The sequence below is a fragment of the Flavobacterium sp. KH_001 genome, assembly GCF_057840745.1.
Window position 1 is genome coordinate 918,507 of record NZ_CM174520.1, and the last position, 18,859, is coordinate 937,365.

General features: G+C 34.2%; 15 protein-coding genes. 5 read left to right on the plus strand and 10 right to left on the minus strand.

Annotated features, from left to right (window positions below):
* Positions 1-124: 124 nt before the first annotated feature.
* The 5 genes from AC3ITQ_RS04165 to AC3ITQ_RS04185 form a co-directional block, all read right to left on the minus strand.
* Positions 125-1,606 carry a G-D-S-L family lipolytic protein gene (locus AC3ITQ_RS04165; RefSeq protein WP_489236939.1) on the minus strand — a complete coding sequence of 494 codons (1,482 nt, stop codon included), beginning with the start codon at positions 1,604-1,606 and terminating at the stop codon, positions 125-127.
* 82 nt (positions 1,607-1,688) lie between these two features.
* Positions 1,689-4,535, minus strand: coding sequence for a TonB-dependent receptor domain-containing protein (locus AC3ITQ_RS04170; RefSeq protein WP_489236940.1), 2,847 nt, complete (start codon positions 4,533-4,535; stop codon positions 1,689-1,691).
* Positions 4,536-4,839: 304 nt separating this feature from the next.
* Positions 4,840-6,687, minus strand: a complete 1,848-nt coding sequence (gene glmS, locus AC3ITQ_RS04175; protein ID WP_375031087.1) for a glutamine--fructose-6-phosphate transaminase (isomerizing) — start codon at positions 6,685-6,687, stop codon at positions 4,840-4,842.
* Positions 6,688-6,696: 9 nt separating this feature from the next.
* Positions 6,697-8,283: a BamH family beta-barrel-assembly machinery protein gene (bamH, locus tag AC3ITQ_RS04180; protein ID WP_489236941.1), complete on the minus strand. Its 1,587-nt coding sequence runs from the start codon at positions 8,281-8,283 to the stop codon at positions 6,697-6,699.
* A 21-nt stretch (positions 8,284-8,304) separates the two neighbouring features.
* Entirely contained in the window at positions 8,305-9,111 is an 807-nt protein-coding gene (locus tag AC3ITQ_RS04185; protein WP_489236942.1) for a glycogen/starch synthase, read from the minus strand.
* Positions 9,112-9,189: 78 nt separating this feature from the next.
* Between AC3ITQ_RS04185 and panC the strand changes: the two genes are divergently transcribed.
* The 4 genes from panC to radA all read left to right on the plus strand — a co-directional run bounded on the left by panC (position 9,190) and on the right by radA (position 13,150).
* Positions 9,190-10,068 (plus strand): pantoate--beta-alanine ligase, encoded by an 879-nt coding sequence (panC, locus tag AC3ITQ_RS04190; RefSeq protein WP_375031085.1) that lies wholly within the window; start codon positions 9,190-9,192, stop codon positions 10,066-10,068.
* Between the two features lie 14 nt (positions 10,069-10,082).
* Complete coding sequence (gene panD, locus AC3ITQ_RS04195; protein ID WP_026984155.1) at positions 10,083-10,433, plus strand: aspartate 1-decarboxylase; 351 nt, start codon at positions 10,083-10,085, stop codon at positions 10,431-10,433.
* Positions 10,434-10,634: 201 nt separating this feature from the next.
* Positions 10,635-11,789 carry an alpha/beta hydrolase gene (locus AC3ITQ_RS04200; RefSeq protein WP_489236943.1) on the plus strand — a complete coding sequence of 385 codons (1,155 nt, stop codon included), beginning with the start codon at positions 10,635-10,637 and terminating at the stop codon, positions 11,787-11,789.
* Positions 11,789-13,150 carry a DNA repair protein RadA gene (gene radA, locus AC3ITQ_RS04205; protein ID WP_026984157.1) on the plus strand — a complete coding sequence of 454 codons (1,362 nt, stop codon included), beginning with the start codon at positions 11,789-11,791 and terminating at the stop codon, positions 13,148-13,150. The genes AC3ITQ_RS04200 and radA overlap by 1 nt, the downstream gene beginning before the upstream one ends.
* An 82-nt stretch (positions 13,151-13,232) precedes the next feature.
* On the opposite strand, the gene AC3ITQ_RS04210 is transcribed toward radA, so the two are convergent.
* On the minus strand, positions 13,233-13,709 hold the full coding sequence (locus tag AC3ITQ_RS04210) for a hypothetical protein (RefSeq protein WP_489236944.1): 477 nt from the start codon (positions 13,707-13,709) through the stop codon (positions 13,233-13,235).
* A 256-nt stretch (positions 13,710-13,965) separates the two neighbouring features.
* Here AC3ITQ_RS04210 and AC3ITQ_RS04215 point away from each other — a divergent pair, with 256 nt between their 5' ends.
* A complete protein-coding gene (locus tag AC3ITQ_RS04215; protein ID WP_489236945.1) occupies positions 13,966-15,930 on the plus strand; it encodes a transglycosylase domain-containing protein in 1,965 nt (654 codons plus the stop codon).
* A gap of 126 nt (positions 15,931-16,056) precedes the next feature.
* On the opposite strand, the gene AC3ITQ_RS04220 is transcribed toward AC3ITQ_RS04215, so the two are convergent.
* The 4 genes from AC3ITQ_RS04220 to AC3ITQ_RS04235 all read right to left on the minus strand — a co-directional run bounded on the left by AC3ITQ_RS04220 (position 16,057) and on the right by AC3ITQ_RS04235 (position 18,856).
* Positions 16,057-17,094, minus strand: coding sequence for an aldo/keto reductase (locus AC3ITQ_RS04220; protein ID WP_489236946.1), 1,038 nt, complete (start codon positions 17,092-17,094; stop codon positions 16,057-16,059).
* Between the two features lie 153 nt (positions 17,095-17,247).
* Positions 17,248-17,547 (minus strand): type II toxin-antitoxin system RelE/ParE family toxin, encoded by a 300-nt coding sequence (locus AC3ITQ_RS04225; protein ID WP_489236947.1) that lies wholly within the window; start codon positions 17,545-17,547, stop codon positions 17,248-17,250.
* On the minus strand, positions 17,540-17,791 hold the full coding sequence (locus tag AC3ITQ_RS04230; RefSeq protein ID WP_194659186.1) for a hypothetical protein: 252 nt from the start codon (positions 17,789-17,791) through the stop codon (positions 17,540-17,542). Before AC3ITQ_RS04230 ends, AC3ITQ_RS04225 begins: the two co-directional genes overlap by 8 nt.
* A gap of 120 nt (positions 17,792-17,911) precedes the next feature.
* Positions 17,912-18,856, minus strand: a complete 945-nt coding sequence (locus tag AC3ITQ_RS04235) for an OmpA family protein (RefSeq protein ID WP_489236948.1) — start codon at positions 18,854-18,856, stop codon at positions 17,912-17,914.
* Positions 18,857-18,859: the final 3 nt, after the last annotated feature.

Consider the following 18,859-nt stretch of genomic DNA (forward strand, 5'->3'; position numbering starts at 1 on the left):
ATGATTTTGTTTGATTCCTAAAAGACAGGCCAAAAATATCTAAAATGGCATTTTTTTATGGAAATAAAAAAAGCCACTGCATTTTAGAAATGAGTGACTTTCTTACTAAAAAAAATTGGCTTTATTATAATACTTTAGGAAACATAATCGGGTAATTACCTATATTAACTCCCTTTAAGTTTGATCCGTACTTAGCATTGATAGCCTCTATAAATTTATTAGCAATCAAAGCATATCCTCTTGGCGATGGATGAACTCCATCCAAAGAAAAAGTTCCTCCTGTTACAAATGTAGATTTCATTGTAAATCCATTAGCCGTAATCCCCGCACCCGCTATTTGTGTCATAAGAATTTCTGTATCTAATATAGCTAAGTTTTTTGCCGTAGCTACTTCTTTAATAGTTTCATTATAGGACTTGGTTGCTTTTGCTACTTCACCAACTTCATCTTTTGTCAACACCCATTTATCTGCCAAAGGCACTGAAACTCCATTTACTTTTGTCGGATCTTCATTTACAAGTGTCCCGATAAAGTTCATAGCTGTTAAAACTACTAAATCATCTTTTGTAGCTTGTCTGTAAGAAGGAAGTCCATAAGCAGAAAGATTCGTTAAATAACTATCCTCAACTACTACAGCATTGTTCCCGGCCACAAAATTTACTGTTCTTTTTGCAACTTCATCTGCAGTTAACAAACCTAGGGCTTTCATTTGCTGTAAACCTCCATTATAAGTCGCATATCCCGCATTCAATTGAGCCGCTTTATCTGCTGGTAAGGCTACAGGATTATAAGGCACAGTTGTAAAATAAGGCAAAGATGTAATATTTGGCAAATTTGCAATTACACCTTTTGCTCCTTTAGCTGTTAATCCATTTATGATATTGGTATAAACCGTTTTAAATACTATCGGATCTGTAATATCGCTTCCTGAATAAGTTGATGGATCCATATTACCGGTTTGATCTTTACCTGATCCGCCTGAGGTTGCATACCCTAAAACATCATTTCCCCCAATCCATAAAGAGAAAAAAGTAGGTGATTGCGCAATTGCATCAGCTAAAACTGTTGTATTTGGTGCACTTGCAAATCTTGCAAAATAAGGATTTGCCTTCCCCGTTGCTACTCCCGCAACATTACCATAACCAGGCGCAACTAAATGATAACTTCTGGCACCCGGAACTCCTAAATTATTAAAAGTACCCGTAAGATGCGCAGTAACTTCTGTTGTTGGCACTCCCTCGACAGGAACAGGAGCCTTTCCATTGAAATACAAACGTGGCCCACTAATAACATTTCCACCCAACAACAACCCTCCTATATTGTCGTTTGTCAAAGGGGTTTTAAAAGTAGCATTGGTTATTAAAGAAAATTGCTGAGCAATAATATTGGTATACGCTCCTTGCTGTCCTTTAATAAACAAAGCATTATCACTAAAACCAGCCGCGAAGGAATCACCTAAAGCAACATAATTGGTAAAATCAGCAGAACCAGAAGTTAAAGGTAAACCATCAGACGAATCAATAACTTCTGTCGTGGTATTATCATCACTATTACAGGCTGCAAAGGTCAACGAAACCAATAAAAGCCATTTGAAATTTTTTATCATAATTTATATATTTTAAAATTACTCCTTTCTAATTTTACTTAAGAAAGACGAATAACATATTTGTTTTATTTGAAATTTCTAATTATGGATTGATTGTCCAGGAAACAAAATACTGCTGACCGATTAAACCTGCACCAATAACCTGATAGTACTCTTTACCGCCAATATTTGCCGCCCCTAATTTTAAAACTGATTTTAGTTTTGGCAAACCATAATTGATTTGTGCATCAATCACAGTAGCTGATTCAATAATACCGTCAGCAAAACCAGCTTGCCACAAATATTCGCTATTCCATCTTGCACTAACATTGAATCCAAAGTTTTCAAATACTTTTTCGTTTCCAATAGATCCTTTAATTCTATGTTTAGGTGTATTAAATCCTGCCTCGAAACTTGGATCTTTTGTCTGATCAAAATCAAACTGAGCATAGTTGTAGTTTAATCCTACCTCATAACCAGCATAAACTTTTTTAGACAATCCTGCTCCAAATCCAAGCGAATGAATCTCTACATCTGAATTGGTATACAATTGATACGTTCTATATTCACCATTTTGGATTGCACGAACCGATTGAAAACCAGGATCTGTTGTTGGCGGAGGGTTACCCGGCGTACCTAAATTAGGGCTATCCTGAGCTTCTCCATAATAAGTAGAAATTACATTAAGATTACCAATAAAATCATTGTAGATATTGTAATAACCATTAAGATCTATAGAAAACCCTTCAAAAACCGAACGATATCCTAATTCAAAAGCTTTAACTTGCTCTGGTTTTACGTAATTTGCTCTTGCTTTTTTTAACAATGTAGCCGCAGCATATGGATTAGTCCCCGCCATAGCAGCAAAAGCACTTACAGAACTTGCAATATAAGAGTTGTTATACGCATCAACACCTGTCATATTTTTTGTTGTTCTTCCATCACTATACAACTGACCTTCTGCACTTAAATTAAAAGTCTCACTGAATCTCGTTAAGTTATCAGGTGCAGATCCGATTAACACTGCGTTTCCAATATTAAAACCAATATATTGATCTTGTGTAGACGGGTTTCTAAAACCTGTCTGAAAAGATCCTCTGAAATTATGATTTCTCTTTTCTCCTCCAGAATAAACCAGAGACAATCTTGGAGAAATATTCCCGTCGAAATTTTTAGATTTATCATAACGAATAGATCCGGTAAATTTGAAACGGTCATCCATGAATTTTTTCATTAACTGCGTATAGGCTCCATATTCATTATAATTAATTGGACCATCTGCATCTGTATAAATCCTTCCATGAGAATTTAACTCATATAATCTAAAAGATCCTCCAACCTGAATTTCAGCAAATTCGATAATATCTTTAAAATTATAGTTAGCATCAGAGTGGTATATTCTTGAATTATCAACAAGCTTTGAACCAGTCAATACACTTTCATCATCAATAACCTGATTGAATGCATTTTTAAATTGTTGTGTTCCTGGCATAAAGCGACCTGTATCTGCCGTCGCTCTTCCTGCGGCATGCGCCTGTTGTGGTGTCATACCACCTAAAGTCCCCTGAATATAAGCCCCTGCATATTGACCAAACCAAGTATTATCATCTTTCCATTTTCTATTCACATTAATACCTGTAAATACCATATCATAAGAATGCCCGCCATCCTCAGTTGTTGTATATCCTCTCACGAAAAAATTCTTTCCTTTCAACTCTAGTTTATGCTGCTGCATAAAAAAATCGTTTAGATAATACCTGTTAGCACCTTGGTATACGGCATTTCCAAAACCAAATTTACTCTGCCAAATAATTTCCAATCTCTCATCCCCAAAAGGTCTTCCATGAATCGAGAAATCAATTTTAAGATTCCCTGCTTTGTTATCTGTAAGATCGGTCTCATTATAACCTGTTCTACTAACATTTGAATTCGGCAATAAATTAGATGCACCCGCAGGGATTAGCCCCATAGCCTCTAATTTTTGTCCCACACCCTTAATATTAGTCGAAGCTTCATCACCATAAACATTTATACCATCATAGTTTGGACTTGTCCTGTCTATACCATCAATTGTTTTGTCATTATAATTTGTAGCATACCAGTCCGTAGCCTGCATATAAGTAAAGTTTGCTTTAGCAGCTATATATTTATTAAAAGATTTAGCAAATCTAACACCAAAATCATAGTAACCATTTGTCCCTGCAGCTTTTTGTGAAGTCACACCATATTTTAAATAAGCAGAGATTCCCTGATTTGTAAAAGGACTTTTACTGTTCATGAATAAAATCCCATTAAAAGCATTTGCACCATATAAAGCAGAAGATGCTCCAGGAAGCAACTCGACACTCTGTACATCGATCTCCGAAACACCAATCATATTTCCTAAAACGAAATTCAACAAAGGAGAGGAATTATCCATTCCATCAACCAATTGCATAAAACGAGTATTGGCAACGGTAGCAAACCCCCTGGTATTTATTGATTTAAAAGACATACTACTGGTATTCATCTGTACTTCTTTCATATTCTCCAATCCATCATAAAAAGAAGGCGAGGCCGTTTTTTTTATATCCTGGATTCCCATTCTTTCGATGGTAACCGGTGATTCTAAAACACGTTCCGGAGTTCTTGAAGCCGAAACAACAATCTCATCAAGCTTATTCTCTTCGTCATTTAAAACTACACTGATCTTTTGGCTTGCCGAGGTAATATTAACGGTTTTTGTTGTAAACCCTACGGCTGATAACTTAATAGTAAAAGGCAATTTTTCCGATGTAGTTAATTTAAAAGAGCCATCGAAATCAGTCGAGACACCAGTGCGCTCTCCTTCAATAACAACATTGACTCCAGGAATAGGTTGCTTATTACGATCAGTAACAGAACCAGTAATTGTATTCTGCGCAAAGGACGCTCCGCAGAAAAACAACATAATTAGCAAATACACTCTCATGTGGGTTAGTTTTTTGGTTAGTTTATCTAGCCAAAATACAAATATTTTTAATATTAATAAAAAAACGTTAAAAAAAATTAATATAACGCATCTTTTTAGCAACTATTTTAACTTTTCCATATTGTGTTTTATTAAATTAACAGCAACAACAAAGGTGTTCAAATATTAAATAGTATGCATACATATAAAAATTAAGAAAAAAAATGAGGATATAATAAAAATAGAGGGGTTAGAAAAAAAATTTGATAATAAAAAAAAGCGAGACATAAATCTCGCTTTTTTAACATATAATGAATTATAATCTTTATTCTACTGTAACTGATTTAGCTAAGTTACGTGGCTGATCAACATTACAACCTCTCATTACAGCAATATAATAAGAAAGTAACTGCAATGGTATTGTGGTAATTAGTGGCGACAATGCATCTGAAGTTTCCGGAATCTCAATAACATAATCCGCTAATTCACGAACTTGAGTATCTCCCTTAGTAACTACAGCAATTATTTTTCCACTTCTTGATTTTATCTCCTGAATGTTACTTACAATTTTATCATAATGTCCCTGTTTAGGAGCAATTACAATAACAGGCATATGCTCATCAATTAAAGCAATTGGCCCGTGTTTCATTTCAGCAGCAGGATAACCTTCAGCATGGATATAAGATATCTCTTTTAATTTCAAAGCTCCTTCAAGCGCAACGGGGAAGTTATATCCACGTCCTAAATACAAGCAGTTTGGTGCATCTTTAAAAGCAGCTGCAATTTCTTTTGCTCTATCATTTGTTTCTAAAGCTTCTGCAACTTTTTCCGGAATCAATTCTAATTCTTGCAAATATGCATGAAAATCAGGATTTGACAACGTTCCTTTCGCCTTACCTAATCTCAAGGCAATCATAGTTAAAACTGTGATTTGAGTGGTAAAAGCTTTAGTAGATGCTACTCCAATTTCTGGTCCTGCGTGTGTATAAGCTCCAGCATGACTTTCTCTTGAAATAGAAGAACCTACAACATTACAAACTCCAAAAACGAAAGCTCCGTTTTCTTTAGCCAATTTAATAGCCGCCATTGTATCTGCAGTTTCTCCAGATTGAGAAATAGCGATTACAACATCATCCTTATTTATAATTGGGTTTCTATATCTGAATTCAGAAGCATATTCTACTTCTACAGGAATACGTGTAAACTCTTCAAAAATATATTCTGCAACTAATCCTGCATGCCATGAAGTACCACAAGCAACAATCAGAATTCGTTTAGCATTTAAGAATTTTTCAAGATTATCTTCAACACCTGCCATTTGAACAATTCCCTCATTTGCATGAAGTCTTCCTCTGTAAGTATCTTTTATAACACTTGGCTGCTCATATATTTCCTTAAGCATAAAATGGTCGTAACCACCTTTTTCAATTTGCTCCAAATTCATTTGAAGTTCCTGAATATAAGGATCAACTAAAGAGTCATCTTTAATTTTTCTAACCTTAAGAGGCTTGTGCAATCTAATATTTGCCATTTCACCATCTTCAAGATAAATTGCATTTGAAGTGTATTCAATAAAAGGCGAGGCATCAGAAGCAATAAAATACTCTCCTTCTCCAACACCAATTGCCAAAGGACTTCCTAATCTTGCAGCAACAATTTCGTTAGGATTTTTCTTATCAAAAACAGCGATAGCATAGGCTCCCACAACTTGATTCAAAGCAATTTGTACTGCTTTACCTAATTTTATACCTTCATTTTTTTGAACTTCTTCAATTAAGTTCACTAAAACTTCAGTATCAGTATCTGATTTAAAAGTGTAACCTCTTTTTATTAGTTCTTCTTTAAGAGGTGCATAATTTTCTATAATTCCATTGTGAATAATCACTAATTCACCAGAATTAGAAAGATGTGGATGCGAATTTACATCATTCGGAACTCCATGAGTTGCCCAACGCGTATGTCCAATTCCAATAGTTCCGTTTGTAGTAAAACCATCTTTTGCTTTAGCTTCAAGATCCGAAACTTTACCTTTTGTTTTACAAAGTTTAACGTCTGTGTTATCATACAACATAACACCTGCGCTATCATATCCTCTGTATTCGAGTCGCTTTAATCCTTTTATAACAATAGGATACGCCTCTCGATGGCCGATATATCCAACAATTCCACACATATATATTTATTAATTTGGTTTCGTGTAGTAAATTTCAAGTCTCAATCTTTGCGCTTCGGGAACAGATGCTTTGCTTCCATACAAAATCGTTCCTACCGGACTCGTAACTGATCCTTTAGGCACCTCTGAAATTACAGTATTTTTTGCTTTAAGTTTGTTTGAAGAGACAATATTAATATCCTCAGTTACAGCCAAACCTAACTTTACATTAGTAGCAGTAGCATCTTTTATAAGATTTCTTATATGATTTGTAATTCTAACCTTATATGATTTTCCACGTTTGGTACTAGCATCCGTTTCTAAAATTCCTCCAAAAACATATCTTGTTCCTTTAGGATCACTACCCAAAAACCCGCTAGTCCCATCAGCATAATCAATCACCGGAGTATTATTTGTTAAATCATACAAATACACTCTTTTTGGTTCATCTGCACCGGTCATTTTAGCACCGTCGATATAAAATACCAGATTTGCCTCGTTAACCATCCACTTATTTTTTCTGATTTCAGCCAACTTAGAACCAAAATCTGAAAGATCAATAACTGCAACTGATCCCTGCCCTCCTTTTAAATAAAGTTTTTCATCTCCATTTACATTGTCAGGATTCTTTATTGCAGTATCATAATTGACATTCTTAACATCATTCAATAAACTGGCAGTTGCACCCCCACCTAAGCTAATGTCAAGAGTTTTATTCTCCTTAACAGTCTCTAAGTCGGTTGTAATAGCTGTTTTGGCCTTATAATAAATCGTTATTTTACCTTTCGCAAAATCTAACAATGCCATATTACTTGGGCTACTTTCAGATTTTTCTACTTTAAAATATAACCCTCTGAAATATTCCTGAAAAACACCAGCATTTGCAAGTTTAGAGGCTGGGGCTTTTAAAATTTTATCCTGAAAAAAAGCATTATTTAATTTCAAATGCATTTCAGGCGCAACTCTTGTAATTACTTTTTTGTCTGCTTCGTCTTTTGTTACTTGAATAATCTCTTTAGCACTAAAACCGAACTTATCATTTTGCTCATTCTTATTTTCGTTGTTATCATTCAAACGATCTCCTTTCTTAAAATTATCAAAATCAGCATTTTGATCTGTATAATATAATTGTGCCATTTGCGACCCATTATCATAAAAAGAAGTACGCATCTGAACTCCGGATTCGTAAATACTTAACTTAAGCTTCCCTTCAGATGATCCAAAAATAGAATCTAATTCATAAATAGTACCTCCATCTGGTTCTGTACTTTTTACATGCTTAAAATAAGGAATACTAAGCATTACACTATCAACAACAGCTTCTTCACCAATAGTTGGTGCGTAAGCAGCCAATGTAAGCTGAGTCGCAAAATTACCAGTAGTCGTACCCAAAACAGGATTATCATAAATACCTAAACCATTAACTGCCAATGCATTTGATTGTACTGGTGTTACTTCCTGATTATAAGCCAACACATCATATTTTTCACCTTGAAGGTCAAAATGATTATCTCCAATCAAATCATCACCAATCGCATTAAAATCTTTATCGCAAGAATATAAAAGAACAACCGTTGCAACTAATAGAGTTTTCTTAATAAAAGAAGTATTATACATGTTTAATAATAAAGTTAAAATTTAAAGACCCATACTTTTATAGAAATTTGTATACGCTTCAGCGAATGCATCTTTCGTGGCGAAAGGTAAAAAAGGTTTTCCTGAAGATTCTATAAATTTTGTTAAACTTGGGGATACGTTTTCAGATGCAATAATAACAGCATCAGAATGCAATATACTGGCCTTTAAGACATTTTCATAATTAGGCGTTTCTAAATCAGCAACAGACTCGTGTGGAACACCGTCAAATTTCACCTTATTAATCATTTCTAAATCTAAATTCTCATCAAAAGATTGTCCGTAAACAGACGTCACGATTTTAGTTTCAGAAAACAACGCTTCATTTTTATAATAATGTTTCATATAAATTGGCAACATAGCAGCCAACCAACCATGAACGTGAATAATATCCGGAACCCAATTTAATTTTTTTACCGTTTCAACAACTCCCTTTGCAAAAAATATTGCTCTTTCGTCATTATCAGGATACAAAACTCCCTCCTCGTCAGCAAAAGTTGCTTTACGCTTAAAATATTCATCATTATCGATAAAATAAACCTGAATTCTTTCTTTCGGAATTGAAGCTACTTTAATAATCAATGGCATATCTAAGTCATTCACTACCAAATTCATTCCTGAAAGTCTAATTACTTCGTGTAACTGGTGTCTTCGTTCGTTGATATTTCCATATCTTGGCATGAAAATTCTTATCTGACCTCCTTGATCATTAATCATTTTCGGAACGTCGTAAGACATTAAAGAAACCTCATTTTCAGCCAAATAAGGCACGACTTCAGATGATACATATAATATCCTCTTATCTTTCATAATAGTATTTTACTTAATTTTTGGTAATAAAAACGTTGCAAAATTACAAAAATTTATGCAGTTTATAACTAATATATTATGTTTGCACTAAATTTTAATAATACCGCCATGCATATTTTCTACGGTAAAGTAGCTTTGATAGCCTATTTAAAAACTATCAAAACCACAAATTCAACTATCGGATTTGTACCAACAATGGGCGCTTTACATCAAGGGCATCTGGCTTTAATGCAACGATCTCTTAAAGAAAACGACGATACTGTTGTAAGTATTTTCGTAAATCCTACTCAATTTAACAATCCTGAAGATCTTGCAAAGTACCCAAGAACACTTGAAGAAGACGTTAAAAAAATGCGAGGTTTAAGTGACAAAATGATTTTATACGCTCCTTCTGTAGAAGATATTTACGAAGGAAAGACAATATCACAGGATTTTGATTTTGACGGACTGGAAAATCAAATGGAAGGAAAATTCAGACCCGGACATTTTAACGGAGTCGGAACCATTGTAAAACGCTTATTTGAAATTGTTACTCCAACCAATGCTTATTTTGGTGAGAAGGATTTTCAGCAACTGCAAATCGTTAAAAAGATGGTCGAAAAAAATCATATGCCGGTAAATGTTGTTGGCTGCCCTATTTTTAGAGAAGACAATCAGCTTGCTATGAGTTCTCGCAATGAACGTTTAACTGCTGAAGAACGAAAAGAAGCGGCTATTATTTATAAAACTTTAACGGAAGCCAGAGAAATATTCAAAACCAAAAGTCCTGAGGAAACTGTAGAATTTGTAGAAAATTCTTTCAAAGACAACCCAAGGTTTGACCTTGAATATTTCGTTATTGCTGATGAATCAACATTATTACCTATAGAAAACAAAAGTAAAGACAAAAATTACCGCGCGTTTATAGCAGTATTTGTTAATTCTATAAGACTGATTGACACCATTTCATTAAATTAATTTACCTTTGCAGCATGCAAATTCAAGTTATAAAATCTAAAATTCATCGTGTAAAAGTAACTGGAGCTGATTTAAATTACATCGGCAGTATTACTATTGACGAAACATTACTGGAAGCCTCAAATATTATTGAAGGTGAAAAAGTATCTATTGTAAACATCAATAATGGCGAACGTTTTGAAACTTATGCTATTAAAGGAGAAAAAAATTCAGGAGATATTACACTGAATGGCCCTGCTGCAAGAAAAGTTCAAAAAGACGACATTATCATCATTATATCCTATGCTACCCTGGATTTTGAAGAAGCCAAAACCTTCAAACCGTGGATCATTTTCCCTAATGAAAACGATAATTCGTTAACCTAAGTAACCCTTTTACACTTTATCTTACCAATTATTTGACAAATTTATTTTTGTTCAAACAGTATTTCTTTGGCCTAAAATCAAAACAGATTCAGACCCAAAAGTTCCTTGCTTTTTAAAATCCTACTGTAAGAAAAAAGCAAATAAAGTATTATATTGCTACCTTATTTCAATACTTTTTAATTTACTGAAATGCCACAAATCATGAAAAAAGCTTACCTACTGTTTATTTTAGTCTCAATTTCTTCTTTTGCCCAGAAAAAATTCGACAACATTCAATCTGAAAAATTGGGAGAAGAAAGGAGAATAACCATCGGACTTCCCGCTTCTTACGAAGCTAATCCTGAAAAAAAATATCCTGTTCTGTATCTATTAGACGGTGATTATTTATTTGATCCCTTCTCTGGAGCTATAAGTTACGGTAATTACTGGGGAGACATACCAGAAATGATCATTATTGGGGTTCATCAAAATAAAAATGATGAACGCGAAGACGATACAACAATTGACCAGAATACTGGACTTCCTTTTGAAAAAGGAGCAGAATTTTATGAATTTATAGGTGCCGAATTACTTCCTTACATTGAAAAAAAATACAGAACAGCACCTTTTAGAATTATTGCAGGACATGATGTAACTGCAAGTTTCATTAATTTCTATTTATATAAGGAGCAGCCTCTTTTTAATGCCTACATTGCTTTCAGTCCTGAACTTGCCAATAAAATGGAAATTAGGGTTCCTGAAAAATTTGCTAAAGTAACTGAGCCTTTGTTTTACTATTTATCCGCAGCTGATGGAGACAATAAAAAAATCAAAGAACCTATTGAAAAATTAGACAGCAATATTAAAATAGCCAATAATCCGTTAGTAAATTATAAATATGATTTATTCAAAGGAACTACACATTACACTCAGGTATTACATGCCATACCAAGCGCTTTATATCAAATTTTTGAAGTTTACAGGCCTATAAATTCTGCAGAATACAATGACAAAATCGCTGTTCTTGAATCAGGTTATGCTGATTATCTGGAGAATAAATATAATGTCATGTCTAAAGTTTTAGGAGTTCAAATTCCGGTAAGAATTAGTGATTTCAAAATTATAGAGACTCTTATATTAAAAAAGAACGCTTATGATGAATTAGGAAAAATGGCCGAAATTGGAAATGTAAATTATCCAAAAGCTATGTTGGGAGAATATGAATTAGGATTGATGTATGAAAAAATGGGAGATCCTAAACATGCTTCAAAAAAATATCAAAATGCTTCGCAAATGGAACCAATTGGTGACTTAAATAAGGATTTGATGTATGAGAAAATTGATGAAATGAATACACTTGCCAAAAAAACCAAATAATGTCAAAAGTTAAAACTTCCTTTTTTTGTCAGAATTGCGGAACCCAATACGCCAAATGGCAAGGGCAATGTAATGCCTGCAAAGAATGGAATACTATTGCCGAAGAAATCATTCAGAAGCAGGAAAAAGTGGCCTGGAAAAGCGAACCAACTTCCAGCACCAAAGCTCCACGCCCTTTAAAAATCAACGAAATTGACTCGGCTCAGGAAATCCGAATGGATACCACTGATGGTGAATTGAATCGTGTTTTAGGAGGAGGAATTGTTCCGGGTTCTTTAACGCTTTTAGGCGGAGAACCGGGAATAGGAAAAAGTACACTCTTGCTTCAAATTTCATTAAAACTACCTTATAAAACTTTATATGTTTCTGGTGAAGAAAGTCAAAAGCAGATAAAAATGCGTGCTGAAAGAATCACACCAAACAGCGACAATTGTTATATTTTAACAGAAACCAAAACACAAAATATCTTCAAACAGATTGAAGCCATTCAGCCTGAAATTGTCATTATTGATTCCATTCAGACTTTACACACGGATTATATTGAATCGACTGCCGGAAGTATTTCTCAAATTAGAGAAACTACCGCTGAACTGATCAAGTTTGCTAAAGAAACCAATATTCCGGTTATTTTGATTGGACACATTACAAAAGACGGAAATATCGCCGGACCAAAGATTCTGGAACATATGGTCGATACCGTTTTGCAATTTGAAGGTGATCGAAATCACGTTTACCGCATTTTACGTTCCTTAAAAAACCGTTTTGGCTCAACTGCTGAATTGGGTATTTACGAAATGTTAGGAAGCGGTTTGAGAGAAGTCAGCAATCCATCAGAGATCTTAATTTCGCACAAGGACGAGGAAATGTCCGGGACTGCAATTGCCACCACGATGGAAGGCATGCGTCCGTTAATGATCGAAATACAATCGCTTGTAAGTACAGCGGTTTACGGAACACCACAACGAAGCACAACAGGTTATAACGCCAAAAGACTAAATATGATTTTGGCTGTTTTAGAAAAAAGAGCCGGATTTCGTTTAGGCGCCAAAGACGTTTTCCTAAACGTAACAGGTGGAATTTCTGTGGATGACCCTGCAATTGATTTAGCCGTTGTTGCCGCTATTTTATCCTCAAATGAAGATATTCCGGTAACCAAAGGTTTTTGTTTTGCCGGCGAAGTTGGACTTTCTGGCGAAATTCGTCCTGTAAATCGCGTCGATCAACGCATTCAGGAAGCTGAAAAATTAGGATTCAATACCATCTTTGTATCCAAGTACAATAAAATTGCCCTAAAAAATACCGGAATCAAAATTGAGCTTGTGGCTAAAATTGAAGATGTAGCCAGTATTTTATTTGGTTAATAAACAACGAATTTCTATATAAAAAATGTGCTCATGAAAGATTATATCTTCCATGAGCACATTTATTTAAAAAGCAAGTTCTCTATTTTAAGATTCTAAAACTTCCTTCTGTAACAGTAAATGCTTGTCCTGCTGAAGTTCCTGAAAAAGTAAAAGTTCCTTCAATTTTTTTATCATCTACAGCGGTGATATTCATTGTTCCAGATTTAGCATCGGCATTATTTATTGTCGGCATAAAACTAAAAGACACTTGATAAGTTGTCTCCATATTAGATAAATCGTACACGATGTCATGACTCCCTTTTGTAACATTCAAAGGTGTCCATAATGAGATTTTTTTGTATGTATTATCAACTCCTGTACTTCCCATAATGTTCATATTTAATGATGTCATTACACTTGGTTCGAAATTGTACACAGTACCATTGTATGTAAATTTAATAAATTCCTCTTGGTCTACCGGATCACTATTATCATCAGAATCATTACTACTACATGACGACAAAGCCAATGCACATAGGGCAAAAGACAAAAACATAATTTTTTTAAAGATTTTCATTTAATTGGTTTTAATATTTTTAATAAGATAAATGTATACAGGATAAATTACAAAACTTTACGGCTTTCCTCAATTGAGAAACTAAACCACGAATTCTTTTTTTTACAAAAAAGAAAACACAAAACACAACAATAACAAAATCAAAACTTTAGAACATTATTTAAAATTTAAAAGAAAAACTTTATAACCTGATAAATTTAAATTTAAATTTACGCTAGATTTCAAAAATGAACAATTTCAAGAAGCAACCTACTTTATGAATTTTCCAAAACAAAAAATATATAAAGCACTCTTAATACTTGCCCTGGTATTAGCAGTGCTTTTTTCAGGACTTTACTTTTTTCGTAATTCGCTGTTAAAACAAGCTATTGCCAAAGTAACCCACAAAATGAATGTCGATTATAACAGTACTTTTTCAGTAAAGTCGGCTTCGTTTGACGGCTTGTCTACTATTAAATTATCAGATGTTATTTTGGTTCCAAAAAATGCAGATACACTTTTTCACATTCATAAAATTGAAACCAGTATCAGCTTGTCTAATTTATTAATTGGCGATGTTCAGGTTGGAACTTTGAAAATTAACAATGGTTATGTGCAATTTGTAAAAAAGGGAAAAGTTCGAAATTTTGATGCTTTCCTGAAAAGAGACAAATCAGAGTCGGATACTAATGAAAAACGAAAATATGCGACTTTCGCCTATCGCATAATCTCCCAACTACTGAATTTGGTTCCGACCGACATGAATTTGGAAAACCTGAATTTCAGAATTGATGACAATGGCAAAAAAGCCTCAATTGCGATTAGCAAACTCGTTTTAGACAACAAACAACTCGAAACCAATCTTCATGTGCAAAGCAAGGATTTTGATCAGCGCTGGAACATAAAAGGTTTTGCCGATCCGAGAAACAAAAAAGCAGATATCAGATTCTTTAACCTGGATACCGGCGCCATTCGCGTTCCTTATTTAGATGAACGTTATAATCTAAAAGCGAGCTTCGATTCTATTCGTTTAAACGTTGAAAACATTGATAAAGACGGAAGCGAATTACATATTGATGGCTATACTTCGATTACCAATTTAAAAATCAATCATCCAAAAATCGCCAGCAAAGATGTTGTGATCAAAAATGCTCGTTTTGATTATCGCTTTTTATTAGGAGATGATTTTATTTCGATTGACAGCACTTCCACCATGCAATTGAATAAAATAAAAGTAAAACCTTATATTTCTTATAATACCGAAAAAGATACGGTTTATACGTTGAAAGTAACTATTCCGAAAATGAAGGCACAGGATTTTATTGTTTCCTTGCCTGATGGATTGTTTACCCATTTTCAAGGGATGGAAGCAACCGGGAATTTCGATTATAAATTGGATTTCAAATTCAATAAAAACAAACCGAATACGCTGGTTTTTGACAGCAAAATGAATAAGGAAGATTTAAGAATCACGAAATATGGAGAAGCCAATCTAAACAAATTAAATGGAGAGTTTGTCTATCGCGCCATTATTCAAAATGTTCAACAACGCCCGATTTTGGTTGGAAATGCCAATCCGAATTACACGCCTTTAGACCAGATATCACCTTATTTGAGAAAATCTGTTTTGACAACCGAAGATCCATCTTTCTTTTCGCATCGCGGATTTATAAATGAAGCTTTCAAACAATCAATTCTGAAGAATATTAGGACGAAAAAGTTCTCGCGCGGTGCCAGTACCATCAGCATGCAGTTGATTAAAAACGTTTTCCTGACAAGGGAAAAAACGCTTTCGCGAAAGCTGGAAGAAATTCTCTTGGTTTATATCTTGGAAAACAACCGAATTGCCAGTAAAGAAAGAATGTTGGAAGTATACTTCAACATTATCGAATGGGGACCAAATGTTTACGGAATTGGAGAAGCAAGTCATTTTTACTTCCAAAAAAGCCCCTCAGCCTTAAATGTAGACGAATGCTTGTATTTAGCCACTATCATTCCAAAGCCCCGAAAGTTCATGTATCAATTTAATGAAGAAGGAAATTTGAAAGATTATGCTTTAAAGAATCAGAAATTCCTAAAGAACTTAATGTTTAGAAGAGGGCTTTTAGTTCCTGAAGATACAATTGGACAATTACCCGTTTACATTTCTGGAAGTGCACGTTCTTTAATCAGAATTAAAGCACCGGATTCAACAGCAGTACCAGCAGATTCTTTGTCTATTAGTGATGAATTTGATCTTTAAAGATTTGACACGAAGGCACTAAGACGCGAAGTGTTTATTTTAATATCATAAAAGCTAAGAAGTCGCAAAGTTTTTCATTTTTAAATAAAAAACTTTGCGACTTCTTAGCTTTGTGGCAATAACTCCTTACGGTGCCGGATCAGGAATAATAGCCTGAACTTTCTCGATCTCATTTAAGATCTCTTTTGAAAGCACAATATCAATTGTATCGATATTTTCTTTTAATTGTTCCAATGTTGTAGCACCGATAATAGCACTTGTTAGAAATGGCTGTTGCAATACGAAACCCATTGCCAATTCTGTCAATGTTAATCCGTGTTTTTTAGCAATTTCCTGATACAATATTGTCGCTTGTGTACATTGCTCGCTAGCGTAACGTGTATATTGCGGGAAAAGTTTAATTCTTGCATTTGGGTGTTCTTCTCCGGTTAAGAATTTACCAGTCAAAGTTCCAAATCCTAATGGGGAATATCCTAGTAAACCAACATTTTCATGCATCGAAACTTCGGCAGAACCCACTTCAAAAAGACGGTTAAGTAAGTTGTATGGATTTTGAATTGTTTTGATTCTTGGCAGGTTTTGATATTTACTTTCTTCAAGAAAACGCATCATCCCCCAGGCATTTTCGTTTGAAACGCCAATATGTTTTATTTTTCCCTCTTTGATTAAACCATCAAAAGTTTCTAAAACTGCTCTAAAATTATCTTCCCAAGGATCATTCTGAACTTTAAAAGCACGTTGTCCAAAAGTATTGGTCTTGCGCTCCGGCCAATGCATCTGATACAAGTCGATATAATCTGTCTGAAGGCGTTTTAAGCTATTATCTAAAGCATATTTAATACTTGCCGGAGAGAAATCTAATTTTTCGCGCATATAGCCAAAATTGGCATTTGGACCAGCGATTTTTGAAGCCAAAACCACTTTTTCGCGATTTCCTGATTTTTTAAACCAGGTACCAACAATTTTTTCAGTACTTCCGTAAGTTGCCTCACTTGCCGGAACGGAATACATTTCGGCTGTATCAAAAAAGTTCACACCTCTTTCAAGCGCATAATCCATTTGGGCATGGCCTTCTGCTTCTGTATTTTGCTGTCCGAAAGTCATGGTTCCGAGACATATTTTACTAACTTTTATATCGGTGTTGGGCAAAGTTGTGTAGATCATTTTTTTCTTTTTAAGGTTCAAAGTTGCAGAGGTTCAAAGGTACAAAGGTAATATTCAAATGAAAATTCTACAGAAGTTAAAAAAAGAATAAGGTTTTGGAAACCTTTCAAAAAAAATAAAAAGGCCCAAAGTTAAAAACTCTGAGCCCTTAAATTATTTTAAACTTTTGATGGGGTTTTGAAACGAATTGAATACCCTAACCACAAAAATTGAATTTTCCTGAATTTGATAAAGAACTTTAAAATTTCTTATTATAATTCGTCTACAATCTAATCTGTATTCATCTAATTGAAACTGTTCTGCAAAAACAATCTCATCTGCACAATTAAACAATTCATCTCTAATTCTAAGTGCTGTTTCTTTTGAGATTTTATTTTTTAATGAAATATAAATTTCTTTTAAATCTTCTTTTGCATTTGCTGTCCAAAAAATTTCGAATTTAGCATTACTCATTATCCCAATCTTGCATTTCTTTCGACAAATCTTCTTTTGAAATTATTCGATTGTATTTTATATCCTCCAAACCTTCTTCAACTCTATTATGATATTCCGATAGTGTCAAAGGATTTCCTTCTGAATCATACGAAACAACTTCATTCAAATAATTGTCAAAAACGGAAGAAACAATTCGCAAAACTCTTTCATCGGCTAAATCCAACTGATTTCGTATTTTATCTTTTAATTCCGGAAGTCCCATAATTATGTTGATTTAGAATTTCAAAGTTACAAAATAATAAGAAAGTAAATTTCATTATAGAAATCAAAAAAGGCTCAAAGTTAAAAACTCTGAGCCTTTGCATCTTTGAACCTCTGTACCTTAATTTATACTATTAAGCATCTCAGCGATTTCATCTAATCTTGGTGTCAGGATGATTTCGATTCTTCTGTTTTTAGCTTTTCCTTCCGGAGTGGCGTTGCTTGCCAATGGAGAAAATTCACTACGACCAGCTGCCGTTAATTTTTGTTTGTTGATTTTAGTGTTTTCACTTAAAATATTTACAATTGCAGTTGCTCTTTTTGTTGATAAATCCCAGTTGTTTGCAATTGGTCCAGAACCAGCGTATGGATCATCATCGGTATGTCCTTCAATAAGAACAGAAAGATCTGGATTATCTCCTAAAACTTTTCCTAATTCAACAACTGCCTTTCTTCCCTCTACTCCAACAGCCCAGCTTCCTGAATTGAAAAGCAATTTGTTTTCCATAGAAACATATACTTTTCCGTTTTTCTGTTCTACAGTCAAACCTTTTCCTTCAAAACCGTTTAGGGCTTTAGACAACGTTTCTTTCAGTTTTTTCATTGCCGCTTCTTTGGCAGCAATCATCGCCTCCAATTCGTTTAGGCGACTTGCTGTTTTATCTAAACGCGCTTGTTCTTCGGCTAATTTTTTAGATTTTGCTTCTAGTTGAGCTAACAATTCACGGTTTTTGGCCATGTTGCTTTCCAATGCATCGTTGCTATTTTTCTCTAATGCATTATAAGAATCCTGTAATACTTTGAACTTTTTTTGCTCAGCAGCTAAATCTGCTTTTTGTTTCGCAAGATCATCTTTTGTGCTGGCTAAATCTTTGGTTAGTTTATCACGATCTAATTCTAGCTGATTTTTTGATTTTTGCAATTCTGCATTTTCATCAGCAATGGAACGATTTTCTTTTTTAAGATCTGAATATTTAGTTTCAAGATCGTTGTAAATTTTCTTGGACACACATGAAGTCATAGACATGGCTACAACTAGTAATCCGACTGAGGCCTTTTTAATCATTTT

Excerpts from the sequence above, each read along its gene's own strand:
- panD (WP_026984155.1), top strand. The coding sequence starts at position 10,083 with ATGCAAATTCAAGTTATAAAATCTAAAATTCATCGTGTAAAAGTAACT.
- AC3ITQ_RS04230 (WP_194659186.1), bottom strand. The coding sequence starts at position 17,791 with ATGGGACTTCCGGAATTAAAAGATAAAATACGAAATCAGTTGGATTTA.
- radA (WP_026984157.1), top strand. The coding sequence starts at position 11,789 with ATGTCAAAAGTTAAAACTTCCTTTTTTTGTCAGAATTGCGGAACCCAA.
- bamH (WP_489236941.1), bottom strand. The coding sequence starts at position 8,283 with ATGTATAATACTTCTTTTATTAAGAAAACTCTATTAGTTGCAACGGTT.
- AC3ITQ_RS04185 (WP_489236942.1), bottom strand. The coding sequence starts at position 9,111 with ATGAAAGATAAGAGGATATTATATGTATCATCTGAAGTCGTGCCTTAT.
- AC3ITQ_RS04220 (WP_489236946.1), bottom strand. The coding sequence starts at position 17,094 with ATGATCTACACAACTTTGCCCAACACCGATATAAAAGTTAGTAAAATA.
- AC3ITQ_RS04215 (WP_489236945.1), top strand. The coding sequence starts at position 13,966 with ATGAATTTTCCAAAACAAAAAATATATAAAGCACTCTTAATACTTGCC.
- panC (WP_375031085.1), top strand. The coding sequence starts at position 9,190 with ATGTTTGCACTAAATTTTAATAATACCGCCATGCATATTTTCTACGGT.
- AC3ITQ_RS04210 (WP_489236944.1), bottom strand. The coding sequence starts at position 13,709 with ATGAAAATCTTTAAAAAAATTATGTTTTTGTCTTTTGCCCTATGTGCA.
- AC3ITQ_RS04235 (WP_489236948.1), bottom strand. The coding sequence starts at position 18,856 with ATGATTAAAAAGGCCTCAGTCGGATTACTAGTTGTAGCCATGTCTATG.
- AC3ITQ_RS04165 (WP_489236939.1), bottom strand. The coding sequence starts at position 1,606 with ATGATAAAAAATTTCAAATGGCTTTTATTGGTTTCGTTGACCTTTGCA.
- glmS (WP_375031087.1), bottom strand. The coding sequence starts at position 6,687 with ATGTGTGGAATTGTTGGATATATCGGCCATCGAGAGGCGTATCCTATT.
- AC3ITQ_RS04200 (WP_489236943.1), top strand. The coding sequence starts at position 10,635 with ATGAAAAAAGCTTACCTACTGTTTATTTTAGTCTCAATTTCTTCTTTT.
- AC3ITQ_RS04225 (WP_489236947.1), bottom strand. The coding sequence starts at position 17,547 with ATGAGTAATGCTAAATTCGAAATTTTTTGGACAGCAAATGCAAAAGAA.
- AC3ITQ_RS04170 (WP_489236940.1), bottom strand. The coding sequence starts at position 4,535 with ATGAGAGTGTATTTGCTAATTATGTTGTTTTTCTGCGGAGCGTCCTTT.